Source organism: Arthrobacter sp. StoSoilB20, assembly GCF_019977295.1.
In the GTDB taxonomy this organism is placed as follows: Bacteria; Actinomycetota; Actinomycetes; order Actinomycetales; family Micrococcaceae; genus Arthrobacter; species Arthrobacter nicotinovorans_A.
In genome coordinates this window covers 836,066-852,389 of sequence record NZ_AP024651.1, presented here as the reverse complement: position 1 = coordinate 852,389, position 16,324 = coordinate 836,066, and the positions used below count along the sequence as shown (strand labels likewise).

The 16,324-nt window shown below is 64.7% G+C and carries 13 protein-coding genes; 9 read left to right on the top strand and 4 right to left on the bottom strand.

Going from position 1 to position 16,324, the window contains the following annotated elements:
• Positions 1–59 precede the first annotated feature (59 nt).
• The 7 genes from LDN85_RS04020 to LDN85_RS03990 all read left to right on the top strand — a co-directional run bounded on the left by LDN85_RS04020 (position 60) and on the right by LDN85_RS03990 (position 11,301).
• Positions 60–2,042: a serine/threonine-protein kinase gene (locus LDN85_RS04020; RefSeq protein ID WP_026541918.1), complete on the top strand. Its 1,983-nt coding sequence runs from the start codon at positions 60–62 to the stop codon at positions 2,040–2,042.
• A gap of 386 nt (positions 2,043–2,428) precedes the next feature.
• A complete protein-coding gene (locus tag LDN85_RS04015; RefSeq protein ID WP_223944660.1) occupies positions 2,429–2,983 on the top strand; it encodes an SRPBCC family protein in 555 nt (184 codons plus the stop codon).
• 170 nt (positions 2,984–3,153) lie between these two features.
• On the top strand, positions 3,154–3,774 hold the full coding sequence (locus tag LDN85_RS04010) for a hypothetical protein (RefSeq protein ID WP_026547645.1): 621 nt from the start codon (positions 3,154–3,156) through the stop codon (positions 3,772–3,774).
• Between the two features lie 116 nt (positions 3,775–3,890).
• Positions 3,891–4,634: a YcnI family protein gene (locus LDN85_RS04005; RefSeq protein ID WP_223944659.1), complete on the top strand. Its 744-nt coding sequence runs from the start codon at positions 3,891–3,893 to the stop codon at positions 4,632–4,634.
• A 104-nt stretch (positions 4,635–4,738) separates the two neighbouring features.
• The gene (locus tag LDN85_RS04000) at positions 4,739–5,374 is read left to right on the top strand and encodes a DUF4232 domain-containing protein (RefSeq protein ID WP_026541914.1); all 636 of its coding nucleotides are present in this window, start codon (positions 4,739–4,741) and stop codon (positions 5,372–5,374) included.
• A gap of 55 nt (positions 5,375–5,429) precedes the next feature.
• On the top strand, positions 5,430–10,478 hold the full coding sequence (locus tag LDN85_RS03995) for a DEAD/DEAH box helicase (RefSeq protein ID WP_223944658.1): 5,049 nt from the start codon (positions 5,430–5,432) through the stop codon (positions 10,476–10,478).
• Positions 10,471–11,301, top strand: a complete 831-nt coding sequence (locus tag LDN85_RS03990; RefSeq protein WP_223944657.1) for a DNA-formamidopyrimidine glycosylase family protein — start codon at positions 10,471–10,473, stop codon at positions 11,299–11,301. Before LDN85_RS03995 ends, LDN85_RS03990 begins: the two co-directional genes overlap by 8 nt.
• Before the next feature lie 171 nt (positions 11,302–11,472).
• Here the strand turns inward: LDN85_RS03990 and LDN85_RS03985 are convergent, their stop codons facing one another.
• Positions 11,473–12,132, bottom strand: a complete 660-nt coding sequence (locus LDN85_RS03985) for a hypothetical protein (RefSeq protein WP_223944656.1) — start codon at positions 12,130–12,132, stop codon at positions 11,473–11,475.
• Positions 12,133–12,193: 61 nt separating this feature from the next.
• Here LDN85_RS03985 and LDN85_RS03980 point away from each other — a divergent pair, with 61 nt between their 5' ends.
• The gene (locus LDN85_RS03980; protein ID WP_223944655.1) at positions 12,194–13,657 is read left to right on the top strand and encodes a PLP-dependent aminotransferase family protein; all 1,464 of its coding nucleotides are present in this window, start codon (positions 12,194–12,196) and stop codon (positions 13,655–13,657) included.
• Positions 13,658–13,738: 81 nt separating this feature from the next.
• Here the strand turns inward: LDN85_RS03980 and LDN85_RS03975 are convergent, their stop codons facing one another.
• Complete coding sequence (locus tag LDN85_RS03975) at positions 13,739–14,242, bottom strand: DUF4188 domain-containing protein (protein WP_223944654.1); 504 nt, start codon at positions 14,240–14,242, stop codon at positions 13,739–13,741.
• A 67-nt stretch (positions 14,243–14,309) separates the two neighbouring features.
• Here LDN85_RS03975 and LDN85_RS03970 point away from each other — a divergent pair, with 67 nt between their 5' ends.
• Positions 14,310–14,885: a TetR-like C-terminal domain-containing protein gene (locus LDN85_RS03970; RefSeq protein ID WP_223944653.1), complete on the top strand. Its 576-nt coding sequence runs from the start codon at positions 14,310–14,312 to the stop codon at positions 14,883–14,885.
• Positions 14,886–14,907: 22 nt separating this feature from the next.
• Here LDN85_RS03970 and LDN85_RS03965 read toward each other — a convergent pair whose 3' ends face one another.
• Complete coding sequence (locus LDN85_RS03965; protein ID WP_223944652.1) at positions 14,908–15,600, bottom strand: SRPBCC domain-containing protein; 693 nt, start codon at positions 15,598–15,600, stop codon at positions 14,908–14,910.
• A complete protein-coding gene (locus LDN85_RS03960; protein ID WP_223944651.1) occupies positions 15,593–16,243 on the bottom strand; it encodes a helix-turn-helix domain-containing protein in 651 nt (216 codons plus the stop codon). Before LDN85_RS03960 ends, LDN85_RS03965 begins: the two co-directional genes overlap by 8 nt.
• Positions 16,244–16,324: the final 81 nt, after the last annotated feature.

Here is a 16,324-nt window from a genome sequence, read left to right as displayed (position 1 = left end):
TTGCAGGGGACCACAGGATGGCCTCGGGAATCAGATCGATAGCTTTGGAGAGTACGGACATGCAATTGGCACAAACCGGTCAGGCCCTGGGCGCGTCCTACCGCTTCGGCGAGCGCGTGGGCTCCGGCGCTGTTGGTGAAGTCTGGACCGTCACGTCCACCGATGGCCGCACCCTGGCAGCCAAAGTGCTGCGGCCGGAACATGCCGATGACCCCTCCCTGGTGGAACGGTTCGTTCGCGAGCGGTCCGTCCTGCTTGGTCTGCAGGACTCCGGCATCGTCACCGTACGGGACATGGTGGTGGAGGGTGAACGGCTGGCCATCGTCATGGACTACATCGCGGGTGGCTCGCTGCGAGACGTCGTCAAAGACAGTGGACCTTTGCCGTCCGAGGACGCCGCAAGAGTGGCCGCCGAGATTTTCGATGCCCTCGCCTTTGCCCACTCACGCGGCGTGACACACCGGGATATCAAGCCGGACAATGTGCTCCTGGCCCGCCCGTGGACTGAGTCTGAAAGCGGCGACGTGCGGGTCTCCGACTTCGGCATTTCCGACGTCGTGGGTGAGAAGATCCGTCAAACGACCGGCCTGATCGGCACTCCGCAGTACATGCCGCCCGAACTCATCAGCCAAGGGCGGTCCGGCCCCGCCGGAGATGTCTATTCCACGGGCGTCCTGCTCTACGAGCTCCTGGCCGGCCGCACGCCCTTCGCAGGTCCAGGCACGGACTTCAGCGTGGCCTACCGCCATGTCTCATCGCGCCCACCCCGTATTCCCGTCGACGATGCCTTGTGGGGTGTCCTCGAACGGATGTTGTCCAAGGATCCCGACCAACGCCCAACAGCGGGTGAGGCGGCTTCGAACCTTCGGCGCTTGGCGCCTGGACTTGCGGGCAAGCCCGCTCTTCCGCGGGGGACAGCGCCTGAAGAGTTCGACGACGTCGAGCGCCCGGCTACCGTCGTCCGCGGCGCCTTCACAGATGACGAACTCACCGCGTTCGCGGCTGCCCCACCTGCCGGCGTCGATGTCGTTGCCCCGGACCTGGGACAAGCAGGCAGCGCTACTATTGCCCGTCCCATGCCGCGCCGCGAAGTCCGTCCCCAGGCTGAGGAGCCGGCAAAGGAAAAGGACGCGACCCCGTTCTGGCGGACACGCAAAGCGTTGCTTCTGGGCGTCGGCGCGATCTTCCTGATAGTGGCTATGGTGGTGGGCTTCGTCCTTCTATCCCCCACCAGCACGCAGCCGGCCCCCACGCCGCCTGGACAACAGTTGTCGGCCCAGTTGCAGGACCCTGCCCTGCCGACCGGCCTCACCATTTCACGAAGCGCCACGTACGAGCCTTCGTCCGGTCAGGTCCGTTTGACGGTGTCCTACTCGGCGCAGAAAGCGCCGTTGTCCGGTGAGTTCCTGGAGGTCATTCCAGGTCTTGCCGATGGCGAAACCTGCCCGGCTGTGACGTGGGATGGCGGCACTGTGAGCCGTAACCAGGCTTCCATCACCGGCCTCGATGTTGAGTGCGGCTGGAAGGTCTCCGGGGTGGAGATTCCGGCCGGAGGATCTGTGCAACTGACCGCAAAGGTACCTGTTCAACCCGCTGACCAGAAGGCAATGGATGCCTGGATTCGCCGCGGATCGGCCGCAACCACGGCTGTCACGCAAAATCCTGCAGTCAAAGGCACCGCGTACCCGGTGCAACGACTCAAGGGCGTAGAGGTCCGCACCCCTGCACGCGTTGTCACGCCCAGCCCCCTGAAAATCACACTGGTCCCTGTGTGGGCCGGCGGTGCCGATGAACTCAATCCCCTCTACGTCAGCCCGGCCTCAGGTAAGGCATCCCAAATGCTCGCAGCCGTCACCGGTGGTGAGCAGGGGGTGCGGTTCGCCGATGGCTGCGGAGGGGCGCTGGCAGTGGACAGCTCAGGGCTCACCGTCACCGCCCTGCAGATCACGCCCCAATGCACGGTCCGGGCCAGCGTGGGAAACTTCACCGAGCTCAAGTCAGCCCCGTTCGGCATCACCTCGCGGGAGAACTCGGGCGAGTAGCTCCCCATGCGTCTCCGCCGAGGGGCGGGATCTCACCCCTTTCATGAGCTCAAAAGGCCGAAAGCTAACCCCTCGGCGAAGGGTTAGATCTCACCCCTTTGGGCCACTCAAAGAGACGAAAGCTAACCCCTCGGCGAAGGGTTAGATCCCACACCTTCGACAACCGCCGAGGGGCGGGATCTCAACTCTTTCACCCACTCAAAAGGGCGAAAGCTAACCCCTCGCCGAAGGGCGGGATCTCACACCTTCCACAACAGCCGAGGGGCGGGATCTCACCCCTTTGGGCCACTCAAAAGGCCGAGAGCTAACCCCTCGGCGAGGCCAGGAGTAGATTAGCTCCGGATGCCATCAGACACCCTCGGAACCTGCCCACCTCGGAGGCAATAATGGCCGGGCCCAACAGAACGGGCAAAAGCACGGACTACGAGTTCGTCACCGTGTGGCGCGTAGCGGGAACACGCCAGGAAGTGCTGGACGTCCTTGCCAACGCAGCGACGCTCCCCCAATGGTGGCCCTCCGTCTACCTGAAGGTCACTGCCGTGACCCCCGGCGGACCCGATGGCGTAGGCGCCACCTTCGACCTCCACACCAAGGGCTGGCTTCCGTACACACTGCGTTGGCGGCTCACCGTTACCGAACCGGTGAGCCTCGACGGCTTCGCCCTCACCGCAGAAGGGGATCTCAACGGAACGGGTCACTGGACATTCGAGACCGACGGCCCGGAAGTCGTCATCACCTACGACTGGCGGGTCAGCGCAGCCAAACCACTGCTTCGGCGGCTGAGCTGGCTCCTGAAACCAGTGTTCTCGGCCAACCATCACTGGGCCATGGCGCGGGGTGAGGAGAGCCTCAAACTGGAGCTCCGCCGTCGTCGTTCTCCATCCGGTGCGAAGCTCCCCGAACCCCCGCAACCCACCTTTGTCCGACGTGCGAGGGGTTAGCTCTCACCTCTTTCAGCGCTGCCAAAGTGCCGAGAGCCAACCCCTCGGCGCGAGTATCCACATAGCGACCCATCCGAGGCCAGAGCGGCGCCGAACTCCCGATAGAATCAAGACGCCGGCAACGAGCAAGCAAACAGGCCAGAGCGGCCATCGAGACAAGGGAGGACCACGTGCGCACATCGCGGACCCGTGCTCCCTTCCATGCGCTGCGATCGGGTGCCATCTCGCTTGTAGTGGTCCTGCTCGCCGCCGGCGCGCACGTGGTGGGCGGCGGAACGCTTCCAGCTGTTCCGGTCTTGCTTGCCCTTGTCGCATTGACGGCATTGGTTGCCACACTCGCTACGCGCTTCAAGCTGAACCTCGTCTTCATGGCGGGCCTCTTGGGCGCGGGACAATTGGCGCTGCACGAGGCCTTCACCGCCTTGGGGCCCATCAGAGCCACGGGTCCGGCAGCGAACCACCACCTCGGCGCCGAATCCTTGAGTCCCGGGATGGAGATTGCAGCAGCCCACACCCATGAGCTCGGGACCGCTTTTGGCACCCTGATGCTGGTTGGCCACGTGATCGCCACCCTCGCTTCTGCCGTGATTCTCACCAAGGGTGAGGAAGCCCTTTGGCAGTTGGCGGCCTGGCTGCGGCCCCTGCTCGCCCTTCCGGCGTTGGTCTTCAGGCCCGACGCCGGCGCCTCGCCTGTCGCAGTTGGCGCACCCGATGTCTTCATCCCCCGCCCCTGGCGGAACCTGAGGCAAGACAGCCGGCGCGGCCCGCCCGCCGTCGTCGTACTTCCTTAGTTCCGCCCGGCACCAAGGCGACGCATAAGCGCCGCAAACGCGAAGCCTTCGCGAGGTGACGGGCTCCCAAACCCGTACCCGCGCCGCCTCTGCCGGCGCCCCCGAAAGGCATTCCCATGAACAAGTCCGCCCTCCGCCGCACCCTTTCTGCTACCGCCGTCGCTGGCGGAACCGCCGCCCTGATGATGGCAGGGCTGGCCGGTGCTTCGGCCCACGTTTCTGCTGATCCGAATAAGACCGCTGCCAACTCATACGCTCTGGTCACCTTCGGCATCCCCCACGGTTGCGATACGTTCGGGACCACAAAAGTTGCCATTTCACTCCCCGAAGAGCTGAATGACGCACAGCCGACCGTCAACCCGAACTGGACCGTTGAGAAGGTCACCGAAACCCTCGCCGAGCCCAAGAAGCTGGACGATGGCACCACCATCACCAAGCGCACCAGCCAGATCGTCTACACGGCCAAGGCGCCTTTGGATCCGCACCTGCGTGACGCGTTGGTCTTGTCGGTAAAGCTGCCCGATGCAGCCGGCAAGACCATCTACTTCCCCACCTTGCAGACGTGCGAGCAGGGCCAGACTGACTGGTCCGAGATCGCCAAGGAGGGGCAGGATGAGCATGAGCTTAAGGCACCGGCACCGTCGGTCACCATCACCCCCGCGGCAGCAGAAGGTGACCACCACGCCGCGACAGCTGTGTCTACTGAGCAGGCCGCCGCAGTAACCTCCGACGACGGCTCGCAGGCCCGCAGCTGGGCCGGCCTGATCGCCGGCGTCGCAGGCCTTGCCCTGGGCGGTGCCGCATTCTTCCGCAGCCGTGCTGCCAAGCCCGCAGTGGCCAAGGCTGATTCCGCCAAGTAGCCGGCTCCGGGTTGGCGTCCGGAAGATTACGATCCGGACGCCAATCCAGGCTCTTGGCCGTGGCTCAATTGACTCCCGTCACAGCCGGGGCAAGGCTGGTGCCCATGTGGACTCAGCGCATCAAAACCGGACTTGTGACGACCACGGCAGCGGCATCACTGCTGCTTCTTGCAGCTTGCGGGCCAAGCCCCAGCCCCGCGGGAACCAGCAGTCCCCCGCCCACTTCCTCGACGCCGTCAGCGTCGTCGACGCCCAGTTCTCCTTCTGCGACGGCCACCACCACGCCATCGACTGCCCCTACGTCGGCTGCTCCGGCAGGCGCCACGGCATGCAAAGCAGCGTCCCTGACTGTGGCTACCGATTCAACCGGGGGCGGAGCAGCGGGCAGCATTTACGAGAAACTGATCCTGACGAACTCCGGCACCGCTCCCTGCATACTTGAGGGCTTCGCGGGTGTCTCACTGACCGCAGATGCCAACGGTGAGCCAATCGGCGAGCCGGCTACCCGTGAAACCACCACCCCCGTTACCAAGATCGAACTGGCCCCGGGCAAGTCGGCTTGGGCGGAGATCCGTTACACACAGGCCGGAAATTACGGCGATTGCACCAAGGTCCCGGCTGCCGGCTTCCGTATTTACCCGCCTAACGACACCGCTTCGCTGTTCGTCGCCGAGCCCCACGATGCCTGCAGCAACGCCGGTATCAAGCTCCTGACCATCACGGCATTCCAAGCAGTCTGACGCTGTCCCCACGGCTCCGTCTTATTCTGTCGGGGCCGTGGGGCATGATGGAGGAATGCAGGAGCCGCAGGCGTCGGATGGCGCCATCAGCCGTTTCAGCCAGGCAACCAGGGAATGGTTCCTCGGCGCTTTTTCCGAGCCCACGCCAGCGCAGGACGGGGCATGGAACGCCATCTCCTCAGGCTCGCATGCCCTGGTAGTAGCTCCTACCGGTTCCGGTAAAACCCTCGCAGCGTTCCTTTGGGCCTTGGACCGCCTGCACTCGACTCCATCAGACACCCTCCCCGGGCTGGAGAGCGTCCCGGCCAACGGCAAGGGCCGGGCCAAACGCCCCAAAACCAAAACCCGCGTCCTCTACATTTCACCGCTGAAGGCTCTGGGCGTGGACGTTGAGCGGAACCTCCGGGCACCGCTGATCGGTATCACCCAGACCGCAAAACGCTTGGGGCTGCCTGCACCACTGGTCACGGTCGGTGTCCGTTCAGGAGATACGACGGCGGCAGATCGCCGCACGCTGTTGACGAACCCCCCCGATATCCTCATCACCACGCCGGAGTCCTTGTTCCTCATGCTGACCTCCCGTGCCCGGGAAACGCTCAGCGAAGTGGACACCATCATCATCGACGAAGTGCATGCCGTCGCGGGCACCAAGCGCGGGGCCCATCTCGCCGTATCACTGGAACGTCTTGATGCCTTGCTGCCCAAGCCTGCGCAACGCATCGGACTCTCGGCCACGGTCCAACCGCGCGAGTTGGTGGCGCAGTTCCTGGCAGGCCAGGCCCCGGTGGAGATCGTGGCTCCGCCGTCCAAGAAGAACTGGAACCTCACCGTCACGGTGCCTGTGGAGGACATGTCAGACCTCCAGGGCGCTGCCGGCGCGTTCGATTCCGGCCCGGCTTCCGGACTGCAGCCCCAAGCCTCCATCTGGCCACATGTGGAGGAGCAGATTGTTGATCTGGTCCTTTCCAAGCAATCGACCATTGTGTTCGCCAATTCCCGCCGCCTCTCAGAGCGTCTAACGGCGCGACTGAACGAAATCTACGCCGAACGGCAGTTGATGGCTGTGGGCGGCGGGGAGTGGGCAGCACCACAGGCTGGACCCGGCGCTCAGGCATCCACAAGCCCCGCGTCCGCAAGCACCACCTCCACAGCTCCAGCCTCCACTGCCACTCCGGCTCATATGATGGCGCAGGCCGGCAGCACGACCGGCGCGGATCCCGTACTGGCCCGCGCCCACCATGGCTCGGTCTCCAAAGACCAGCGGGCCATGATCGAGGACGACCTCAAGTCCGGCAGGCTTCGGTGCGTGGTGGCAACATCCTCACTGGAACTTGGCATCGACATGGGCGCTGTGGACCTGGTCATACAAGTGGAGTCTCCGCCGTCGGTGGCCAGTGGCCTGCAGCGGGTAGGTCGTGCCGGACACCAGGTGGGCGAGATTTCCGAAGGCGTGCTGTTCCCCAAGCACAGGGCGGATCTCCTGCACACGAGCGTCACGGTGGAACGCATGCTCAGCGGGCAGATTGAACGCCTGAGCATCCCGACGAATCCCTTGGATATCCTTGCCCAGCAGACCGTGGCCGCAACTGCCTTGGGGAGCATCGACGTCGAGGACTGGTTCAGCACCGTACGGCGGTCAGCACCATTCGCGAGCCTGCCCCGGTCAGCTTTTGAAGCAACACTGGACCTGCTGGCGGGACGTTATCCGTCGGATGAGTTTGCGGAGCTGCGGCCACGCATCATTTGGGACAGGCACGCTGGAACCATCGAGGGCAGGCCCGGAGCCCAGCGCCTGGCGGTGACCTCCGGTGGAACCATCCCGGACCGCGGACTCTTCGGTGTCTACATCATCGGCACGGAAGTTGAGGGCTCCGCTTCCACTGGAAGCGCTGACGGCAGTGAGCCTACAGCCTCGGCCCGGGCGGCCAAGGGTGGGCGCCGTGTGGGTGAACTCGACGAGGAAATGGTCTATGAATCCCGCGTGGGCGACGTCTTTGCGCTGGGCGCCACCAGCTGGAAAATTGAGGACATCACGCACGACCGCGTGCTGGTATCCCCTGCCTTCGGCCAACCCGGCAAGCTCCCCTTCTGGAAGGGTGATTCACTCGGCAGGCCTGTTGACCTCGGCCGGGCCCTGGGAGCTTTCATCCGGGAGCTCTCGGCAGCGGACGAGGCACCAGCCATGGAACGCTGCCAAGCCAGCGGCCTGGATGCCTTCGCAGCAAGCAACCTGCTTCAGTACCTGCGGGAACAGAAGGACGCCACGGAGATTGTTCCCAGCGACAGAACCCTTGTGGTGGAGCGCTTCCACGACGAGCTTGGCGATTGGCGGGTAGTCCTCCACAGCCCCTTCGGGATGCCGGTCCATGCTCCATGGGCTCTGGCCGTAGGGCAACGGCTCCAACAACGGTACGGACTGGACGGCTCCGCAATGGCGGCCGACGACGGCATCGTCTTGCGGGTGCCCATGATGGAAGACGAACCACCCGGTGCTGAACTGTTCCTCTTTGACCCGGAGGAACTGGAGCAGATTGTTACAGCGGAAGTAGGCGGCAGCGCACTGTTTGCCTCACGTTTCCGCGAGTGTGCAGCCAGGGCTTTGTTGTTGCCCCGCCAGAACCCCGCCAAACGCCAGCCGCTGTGGCAGCAGCGGCAACGTTCAGCCCAATTGCTGGACGTCGCCCGAAAGTACCCGTCATTCCCCATCGTGCTCGAAACGGTGCGTGAATGCTTGCAGGATGTTTACGACCTCCCCGCACTCAAAGACATTGCCGCTTCTGTGGAGCGCCGTGAACTCAGAATCGTGGAAACCACCACGCAGCAGCCTTCCCCGTTCGCGAAGTCGCTGTTGTTTGGCTACGTAGCCCAGTTCCTCTACGAGGGCGACTCCCCCTTGGCAGAACGCCGGGCTGCTGCCCTGGCCTTGGACTCGACACTCCTCAATGAACTCCTGGGGCGTGTGGAACTGCGTGAGCTCCTGGATGCCGCGGTCATTGATTCCACGGAAAGGGAATTGCAGCGGCTCGCCTCCGACCGCAGGGTGCGCGGGATGGAGGGCGTAGCTGATCTGCTGCGTTTGCTCGGTCCGCTCAGTGTTGAGGAAGTCGCGGAACGGCTTCAAGGCGTGGAAACGGCTGAAACCATACAGCAGCTTGTCAGCGCAGATCCCCCTGTCACCGCAGATCACTCTGACAGCACTGACACGCTGGAGGGAACCGAACACTTGGACGCAACTCCCCCGGCCCCGCCGGGCACGGTCAAGGACGCCGGATCCCATCTCGCCGCGCTCCAGAAGGCCAACCGTGCACTCAAGGTGACCATCGGCGGCGTCGAGCGCTTCGCTGCGGTGGAGGATGCCGCGAGGCTCCGCGACGCAATCGGCGTGCCCCTGCCCATGGGTGTTCCGCTGGCGTTCATTGAGCCGGTCAATGATCCTTTGGGCGATCTGGTCTCCCGGTATGCCCGCACGCACGGACCTTTCACAGCCTCGGAAGCTGCCGCGAGGTTGGGGCTTGGCGTGGCGGTGGTCAACACAGCACTGAAGCGCCTGGCCGGGGACGGCCGGGTGGTGGAGGGTGAGTTCCGTCCGCATGCTGTTGCCGAACCCCAGCCCACGGCGCAAGGAACAGATCCGGAACTGATGTCGCCGGACGCACCACCGTCCAGCGAGTGGTGCGATGCGGAAGTCCTCCGAAAACTGCGTCGGCGTTCCCTCGCTGCACTCCGCGCCGAAGTGGAGCCCGTGGACACCGCCGCTTACGGGCGGTTCCTGCCGGCTTGGCAAAACGTCACCGCTCCCGGCAAGTCGCGCAGCCAGGCGCTGCGCGGACTGGACGGGATCATCACGGCTGTGGACCAGCTCTCCGGAGTTCCCATCCCCGCCTCAGCCTGGGAGCCGCTGGTGCTGGCAAGCCGGGTGGCGGACTACAAACCGGCCATGCTGGACGAACTGATGGCCGCCGGCGAACTCCTCTGGTCCGGGGCGGGGTCGCTGCCCGGAAATGATGGCTGGATCAGCCTCCACGTGGCCGACTCCGCCGAACTCACGCTCAACCCCTCCCCGGAGTTCGAACCCGGCGATGCCCAGCAGCGGCTCCTGGAGCACTTCAGCGCAGGCGGTGGCTATTTCTTCCGGCAACTTACGGACGTGGCTGGCGGCATGGATTCAGTGTTGAGTGACGACGCCGTGGTCTCGGCGCTGTGGGACCTGGTCTGGGCCGGCCGGGTCACGGGTGACACTTTCGCCCCCGTACGCGCCATGATCGCCGGTGGAAAGACAGCCCACCGGCAAGTCGCGAAAGCACCAAGGGCACGGGCTCCACGGCTGAGCCGCCTGGGCCGCTCCCATGGCACAGGTCTGCTGGGCTCCCCCGGACTTACAGGTGGCCGGTACGGGGCGGTTTCAGGCGGAATAGCTGCTGCGCCGCCGTCGGCCGTGGGCCGCTGGTCCGCCCTGCCTGCCCCGGAACTGGATCCCACCATCCATGCCCGTGGCACGGCCGAACTGCTGCTGGACAGGTATGGCGTGGTGACCCGCGGTTCGGTCATGGCGGAGAACATCATTGGCGGCTTCGGGCTCATGTATAAGGTGCTGGCCCGGTTGGAGGAAGCAGGCCGTTGCCGCCGCGGCTACTTCATTGAACATTTGGGAGCTGCCCAGTTCGCCGTTCCTGCAACAGTGGACCGGTTGAGATCCTTCACGGAGGACGCCCGCATTTCCAAAGCGGAGCCGTCGGCCCTGGCGTTGGCCGCAACGGATCCCGCGAATCCGTACGGAGCGGCACTTCCTTGGCCTGCGTTGTCCGTAGATGCCGGCTCCGGGCACCGCCCCGGACGGAAAGCCGGTGCGCTGGTGGTGATGGTCGACGGCGCGTTGGTCCTTTACGTCGAACGCGGCGGCAAGACGCTGCTCACCTTCAGCCAGGACGATACCGTGCTCACACTGGCAGCCCAGGCGCTGGTGGATGTGGTGCGCCGGGGCGCGGTGGACAAGCTCTTCATGGAGAAGGTTAACGGCCATGACCTCCTCGAAACCCCTATAGCCGTCGCACTGGCTGCGGCCGGTGCCTACTCCACTCCGAAAGGACTCCGGATCCGTGCCTGAGGGCGATTCCATTTGGCGCGCTGCGTCCCGGCTGAACGAGGCCTTGGCCGGGCAAACCATCACAGCCTCCGACTTCCGTGTGCCCCGCTTCGCCACCTTAAACCTTGCGGGCTGGACCATGACCGAGGTGGTACCCCGGGGAAAGCACCTCCTGATGCGCCTCGCCGGCCCCGTGGATGAGGAACCCGGTGCCAGCAAAAAGCCGCGCGCCCTGACAATCCACTCCCACCTGAAAATGGAGGGGAACTGGATGATCTATCCTCCGGGGGGCCGATGGACCAAGCCCGGCCATACGGCACGGTGTGTGCTCCGCACAGCTTCGGCTGACGCGGTAGGGTTCTCGCTGGGCATCCTGGAAGTGGTGCCCACTGCTGAGGAAGACAAAATTGTTGGACATTTGGGGCCGGACCTCTTGGGCCCTGACTGGGACGAAGAAGAAGCCCTGCGCAGGCTCCGGGCCGAGCCGGACGTCACCGTCGGTTTCGCATTGCTGGACCAGCGGAAGCTCGCTGGCATCGGCAACATCTACCGTTGCGAAGCCTGCTTCCTCTCCGGCATTCACCCCACACTCCCGGTTCGTGACGTTCCGGACCTGGCCAAAACAATCAACGACGCCAAACGACTCCTGGGTGAAAACCTCGGTCCCGGTCGGCGCACCACCCTCGGCCCGCGGGCCATGCGGCCCGGATACTGGGTTTACGGCCGGGAACGCCAGCCGTGCCGGCGATGCGGCACCACTGTCCGCCGCGCTCTCCTTGCTGCGCCGGATGGGACAGAGGAACGGGACATCTACTTCTGCCCGCGCTGCCAGCCGGCCCCGTAGCTTGTTGGGCACGGCTAGCTTGTTGGGCCCGTAGCTTGCTGGGCGCCGTAGCTCGTTTGGCCCCGTAGCTTGTTGTGCACGGCTGGATTGGCGGGCGCAGCTGGTTTGTTGGCCGGGGCTACCTGTCGGGCCGGCCAGCGCCGCAGGCCAGCGCGCCTCGAAGCAGCCTCTTCACGACGCTGTAGGAGCTGCCTCAACGGTTTGCACGGAGTCTGTTGCCGGACCAGAAGCCAAGCCGTCAGTTGTCTTGGCCCGTTCCGGGACCATGAATTTGGGCAGCAGTACTTGCACGATCGGGCCAATCGCCACGGCATAGACCACGGTTCCCACGCCGACGGAGCCTCCCAACAGGAACCCCACGGCCAGGACCACCACTTCGATGCCGGTGCGCACCAACCTGACGGACCATCCGGTACGGCGGACCAGGCCCGTCATCAGGCCGTCGCGGGCACCGGGGCCAAGCCTGGCCCCGATGTAGCAGGCAGAGGCGATGCCGTTGAGGACCACGGCTCCCGCAAGCATGGCGATCTGGCCGCCAAGGTGGGTGACCTCAGGAATGAGCCACAGTCCCAGATCGGCGAAGAGTCCTACGAGCACCGCGTTGGCGATGGTTCCGATCCCCGGCATCTGCCGCAACGGAATCCAGAGGAGCAGGACCAGGAAGCTGACCGCGATGACCACCACTCCCATGCTGAAACCGGTCTTCTGGGACAGGCCTTGATGGAACACATCCCAAGGATCCAAGCCCAGGCCAGCCCGGATGAAAATGGCCAAGGAGATGCCATACATCGCCAGGCCGATCAGGAGTTGTGTGATTCTTCGGGTCATCATGGTGTCCATCTTCCAAGAGAACTGGCCTTGTAATCCATAGCCAGTTTGGAATACTGGTCTTATGTCCGGCTCACTGAACCCCACTGCCCTCCTCCGCCTCCTGGGCGCTTGGAATTCCGGCGTCCTGCCCGCCTACCGCGAGTTGGCCGACGTCGTGCGTTTGTTGGTAATGGATGGGCGCATCCCGCTGGACGTCGCGCTGCCCAGCGAACGCGCGCTGGCCCAGACACTTGGCGTCAGCCGCACCACGGTCACGGCAGCCTATGCGAGCCTGCGCGAGCAGGGGTTCCTCACCGCCGGGCAAGGCAGCCGCGGACGGACATGCATCCCGCATCGCTCAACGCCGGTCAGCGCGCCGGGGCTTGCGGTTCCGGACGGGCTGCTGGACCTCGCCTATGCATCGCTGCCCGCCGCGGGTGAAGTTGTGCACAGGGCATTCGCGGAAGCACTGACCGAACTCCCTGCGCTCTTGCCGGGTTTCGGGTACGACGCCGTCGGAGTACCCGCCCTGCGTGAAGCCATTGCGGAAAGGTACACGGCCGAGGGCGTACCCACCACGGCGGGTCAGATCCTGGTCACCTCGGGCGCCCAGCACGCCCTGAACATCGTGCTGCGCACGCTTGCCGGAAAGCAGGACCGGGTCATGGTGGAACACCCCACCTATCCCAATGCCTTGGACGCCATCCGCGCTGCCGGCTGCAAGCCTCTTCCGGTCGCGCTACCGGCATTGGAGTCAAGTACCTCGCCGGCCTGGGATATCGATGCGATGGTCGCCACCATGAACCAGCAGCGACCCGCCATGGCTTACCTCGTGCCGGACTTCCACAACCCGACAGGACGCATTATGTCGGATTTGCAGCGGAGGCGCCTTGCCCGCGCCGCAAGCGCGTCCGGGACGGTGCTGGTGGTGGACGAGACGCTGCGCGGGTTGAACCTCGACGGCGCCCGCACCGCTCCGATGTCATCGTTCAGTTCGTCAGTGGTGTCCATTGGGTCGCTGAGCAAGTCCCATTGGGCAGGTCTTAGGACCGGGTGGATCCGGGCTGACGAAGCCATGATTACCCGTTTTGTTGCGACGAGGACAGTCATGGACTTGGGCGGACCCGTGGTGGAGCAATTGGCAGCGGCACGCTTGGTGCGGGCCTACACCGAGCCCTTGGATGCCCGGCTGGAAGAACTCCGGCATAACAGGGACGCATTGATGGGGTTGCTCGCCGAACACTTGCCGTCATGGGACGTAGAGCGGCCACGTGGCGGCCTGACTCTCTGGTGCCGGCTTCCTTCGCCTTGCAGCACTGCATTGACCGTCCTGGCGCCGGACTTCGGTCTCCGCCTGGCAGCGGGCCCCCGCTTCGGAGTGGGCGGGGCGTTCGAGCAGTACATGCGCGTGCCCTTCACCTTGCCGCCTGCGCAGTTGGAGTTTGCCGTCGGTGCGCTCCGCGCCGCCCAGGACAAGCTCGACGCCGCTCCGCACCTGCGGCGGACTCTCAGGGCCGAGCGGCCTGCCGCCGTCGCGGTCGCCTAAGGGGTGGCCCGCACCACCTCCGAAGTGACCCAACCGAGTCGCAGTTGATGCCGTTTTGAGGGTGCAAAACAGCATGTGCTGCTACTTGGTTTGGTTTGTGGATCGCGCCCGCGCGCCCATGCGTTGCTTCGCGGTGTTGCTGCCGGGGCCCACGGGAATATGCGAGGTTGCCTTGGCCAGGCCAAACTCCGGCATCCCGTTGTAAACCACTTCAATGCCCGACGCCGGAACCTGGTACGTCTCGTGCCATACGCCGATGTCCCCGCCGCCCGCGATCTCCTTCATGAATTTCCGCCAAGGGCCCAGATGCGGCGAGTCCTTGTCGGCGGCGAAGGCGCGGAGATGCTCCGGGCTTTCCCAATAGCTGAGCAAAATGGTGGTCCGCCCAAACCACTGTTCGCTTCCCAGCAGTCCAGCCTCTGGGTTCGACGCCAAGTGGCGCATCATCACGGGCATCGCGGAGGCCACTTGTGCCAGACGGCCTATCTTCCACCACCTGTTGGCACGCATTCCGATGAGGAAGACGGTCACGGCGTCCCGCCCGATGTCCGCGGTGTAGCGCCCGGGGAAAATCTCCTGTGCCATGTGCATCCTTCCAGGGTGCTGGTTTCATAACATTGTTATGAAACGATGTTATGAAACACTTGGAGACATGGCAAGACCCATCGTTCATGATCAACAGGTTCAGCAACGGCTTTTGGATGTCACCGCCGAACTCGTGGACCGGGAAGGACCTGCCCGCGTCACCCTTCGGGACGTCGCTGCCGCGGCGCAGACCTCCACTACCGCGATCTACTCGCTCTTCGGCGGGAAGGCGCAACTGCTGACGGCCGCCGTCGACGACGGTTTTCGCTCCTTCGGCGAGTCCCAAAAGGAAGCCGCCAAAGACGGACTCCTGGGACTCGGGCGGGCATACCGGGTGTGGGCGTTGGAACATCCGGCCCTGTACCGGCTCATGTTCGGCGGCGCCCTGGCCGCCTACGTGGATTGCAGCCCGACGCCGGAGGTCGCCTCGGATTCGATGCTCCCCCTGGTGGATGCGGTCATGGCCGCCCAGTCAACGGGCACCCTGGGCAAGGAGGGTCCCAACGTGGTGGCCATGGCCATCTGGGGGCAGGTCCACGGGCTGGTCAGCCTTGAACTGGCGCAAATGAATGACCCCGCCACGGACTGGGCCGGCATCTACGAGGCGGCCCTGGGATCCGTAGCACGGGCCTGGGCCGCCTAGTCACGCAGGAAAACCGCCCGACTTATGCGTACACCTTTTCAAAAAACGCACCCCAGGCCTTGGCCGTGAGTTCGGAATCTCCGGAACCACTGAAGTCGTGCACCGTCATGCCCACCGGAGCACCGAAGGCATTACGGCCAAAGAAGCGATAGAGGGCATCGCCCGTCCGCAAGCCCAGGAAGTTCTCGTTGGAGAAGTCGACCTCGCCGCTGAGCCGTCCCACGCCGTCGACGTCCACGTCCACGGCAGTCCCTGCTGCAGTGCCATCCACGCCCAAGGCCCGCTTCAACTGCACGAAACCGTCGGAAGTCTGGGAGGCGGCGGGGGCCTGGATATCTGTGAAGACCACCGGCTTGCCGTCGAAGTACTGAAGGTATTGGCCCAGCGTGTGGAGGTAGAACGCCGTGTGCTTGCTGGCGCCGTCGTACTGCTCGTCCCAGTTGTCAGCGAAGATGCCGCTATGGACGTAGTGGAGCTTGGCGCGGCCGCCTTCGAGCGGCTCCAGAACATGCTCCAACTGGTTGAACCAGCCATCCGGGCCGTCCATCCGGGACACCAAATGCGTGGGGAACTCCTCGGTGGTCTTCACAGCCGGCCACTGATCGGTGGGGAACATCCACGATGCCGTGTCTGCGGTGACGGCATTCCACACCCGCTCAGGGGTGCCGGGCAGTTCGGTGTCCGCCACGATTTCGAATTTCCGGTTGTCAGTCATTGCTGTGGTCCTTATCTGCTGTGTGATCGGTTGAGGTCTCTTGCTGCAGTGTTGCTTTGAGTGCGGGATGAAGCACGACGACGAGCCGGTGCTTGCGCGCCCCGCCCGCCTCTGCGGCAGCGCCGCCGTCGTGGTACTTGTCCACCAGCCGGGTCACCGCCACCCCCAGCTCTTCGGCAAAGGCGGCGCGCTCCGCGGCAGAGCGGAAGGTAATCTCGCCGTCGATGGCGAAGCTGGCCAGCTTCTTCTTGGCCAGGGCTGCGCCGGAAATAAGCTTGCCCATTTCCTGGACGGTTCGCGAGGCCAGGGAGAGCAGCCAGAAGGCGGAAAAGCGGTCGGCAAAGCGTCGGGGGTCCGGCGCCACGGATGCCAGGGCGATGGGCGAAATCAGGTACGAGGCCGCCGTCGCACGCACCACGCGCTCGGTGACGTTGCCCTTGCGGCGCTCCTCCACCAGCTCAACCAGGCCGTGCCGCTCGAGCGACTTCAGGTGGTAGTTCACCTTTTGCCGCGGCAGGCCGACTTTGAGGGCCAGTTGCGTGGCGGACGCGGGCTCGGCGAGCTCGTGGAGGATGCGGGTACGGATCGGGTCCAGCGACGCTTCCGCCGCGGCCGGGTCCTCGATCACTTCAATGTCCAACATGCTTCAAGTATGCTCACCGACAACTTTTCTTGTCAAGAACTATTTTCTCGTCGGTGGTCTTAGCGTTGTGAGGCCCGCTCT

Coding starts and splice junctions, on each gene's coding strand:
- LDN85_RS04020 (WP_026541918.1), top strand. CDS start 60: ATGCAATTGGCACAAACCGGTCAGGCCCTGGGCGCGTCCTACCGCTTC.
- LDN85_RS04015 (WP_223944660.1), top strand. CDS start 2,429: ATGGCCGGGCCCAACAGAACGGGCAAAAGCACGGACTACGAGTTCGTC.
- LDN85_RS04005 (WP_223944659.1), top strand. CDS start 3,891: ATGAACAAGTCCGCCCTCCGCCGCACCCTTTCTGCTACCGCCGTCGCT.
- LDN85_RS04000 (WP_026541914.1), top strand. CDS start 4,739: ATGTGGACTCAGCGCATCAAAACCGGACTTGTGACGACCACGGCAGCG.
- LDN85_RS03995 (WP_223944658.1), top strand. CDS start 5,430: ATGCAGGAGCCGCAGGCGTCGGATGGCGCCATCAGCCGTTTCAGCCAG.
- LDN85_RS03985 (WP_223944656.1), bottom strand. CDS start 12,132: ATGATGACCCGAAGAATCACACAACTCCTGATCGGCCTGGCGATGTAT.
- LDN85_RS03980 (WP_223944655.1), top strand. CDS start 12,194: ATGTCCGGCTCACTGAACCCCACTGCCCTCCTCCGCCTCCTGGGCGCT.
- LDN85_RS03975 (WP_223944654.1), bottom strand. CDS start 14,242: ATGGCACAGGAGATTTTCCCCGGGCGCTACACCGCGGACATCGGGCGG.
- LDN85_RS03970 (WP_223944653.1), top strand. CDS start 14,310: ATGGCAAGACCCATCGTTCATGATCAACAGGTTCAGCAACGGCTTTTG.
- LDN85_RS03965 (WP_223944652.1), bottom strand. CDS start 15,600: ATGACTGACAACCGGAAATTCGAAATCGTGGCGGACACCGAACTGCCC.
- LDN85_RS03960 (WP_223944651.1), bottom strand. CDS start 16,243: ATGTTGGACATTGAAGTGATCGAGGACCCGGCCGCGGCGGAAGCGTCG.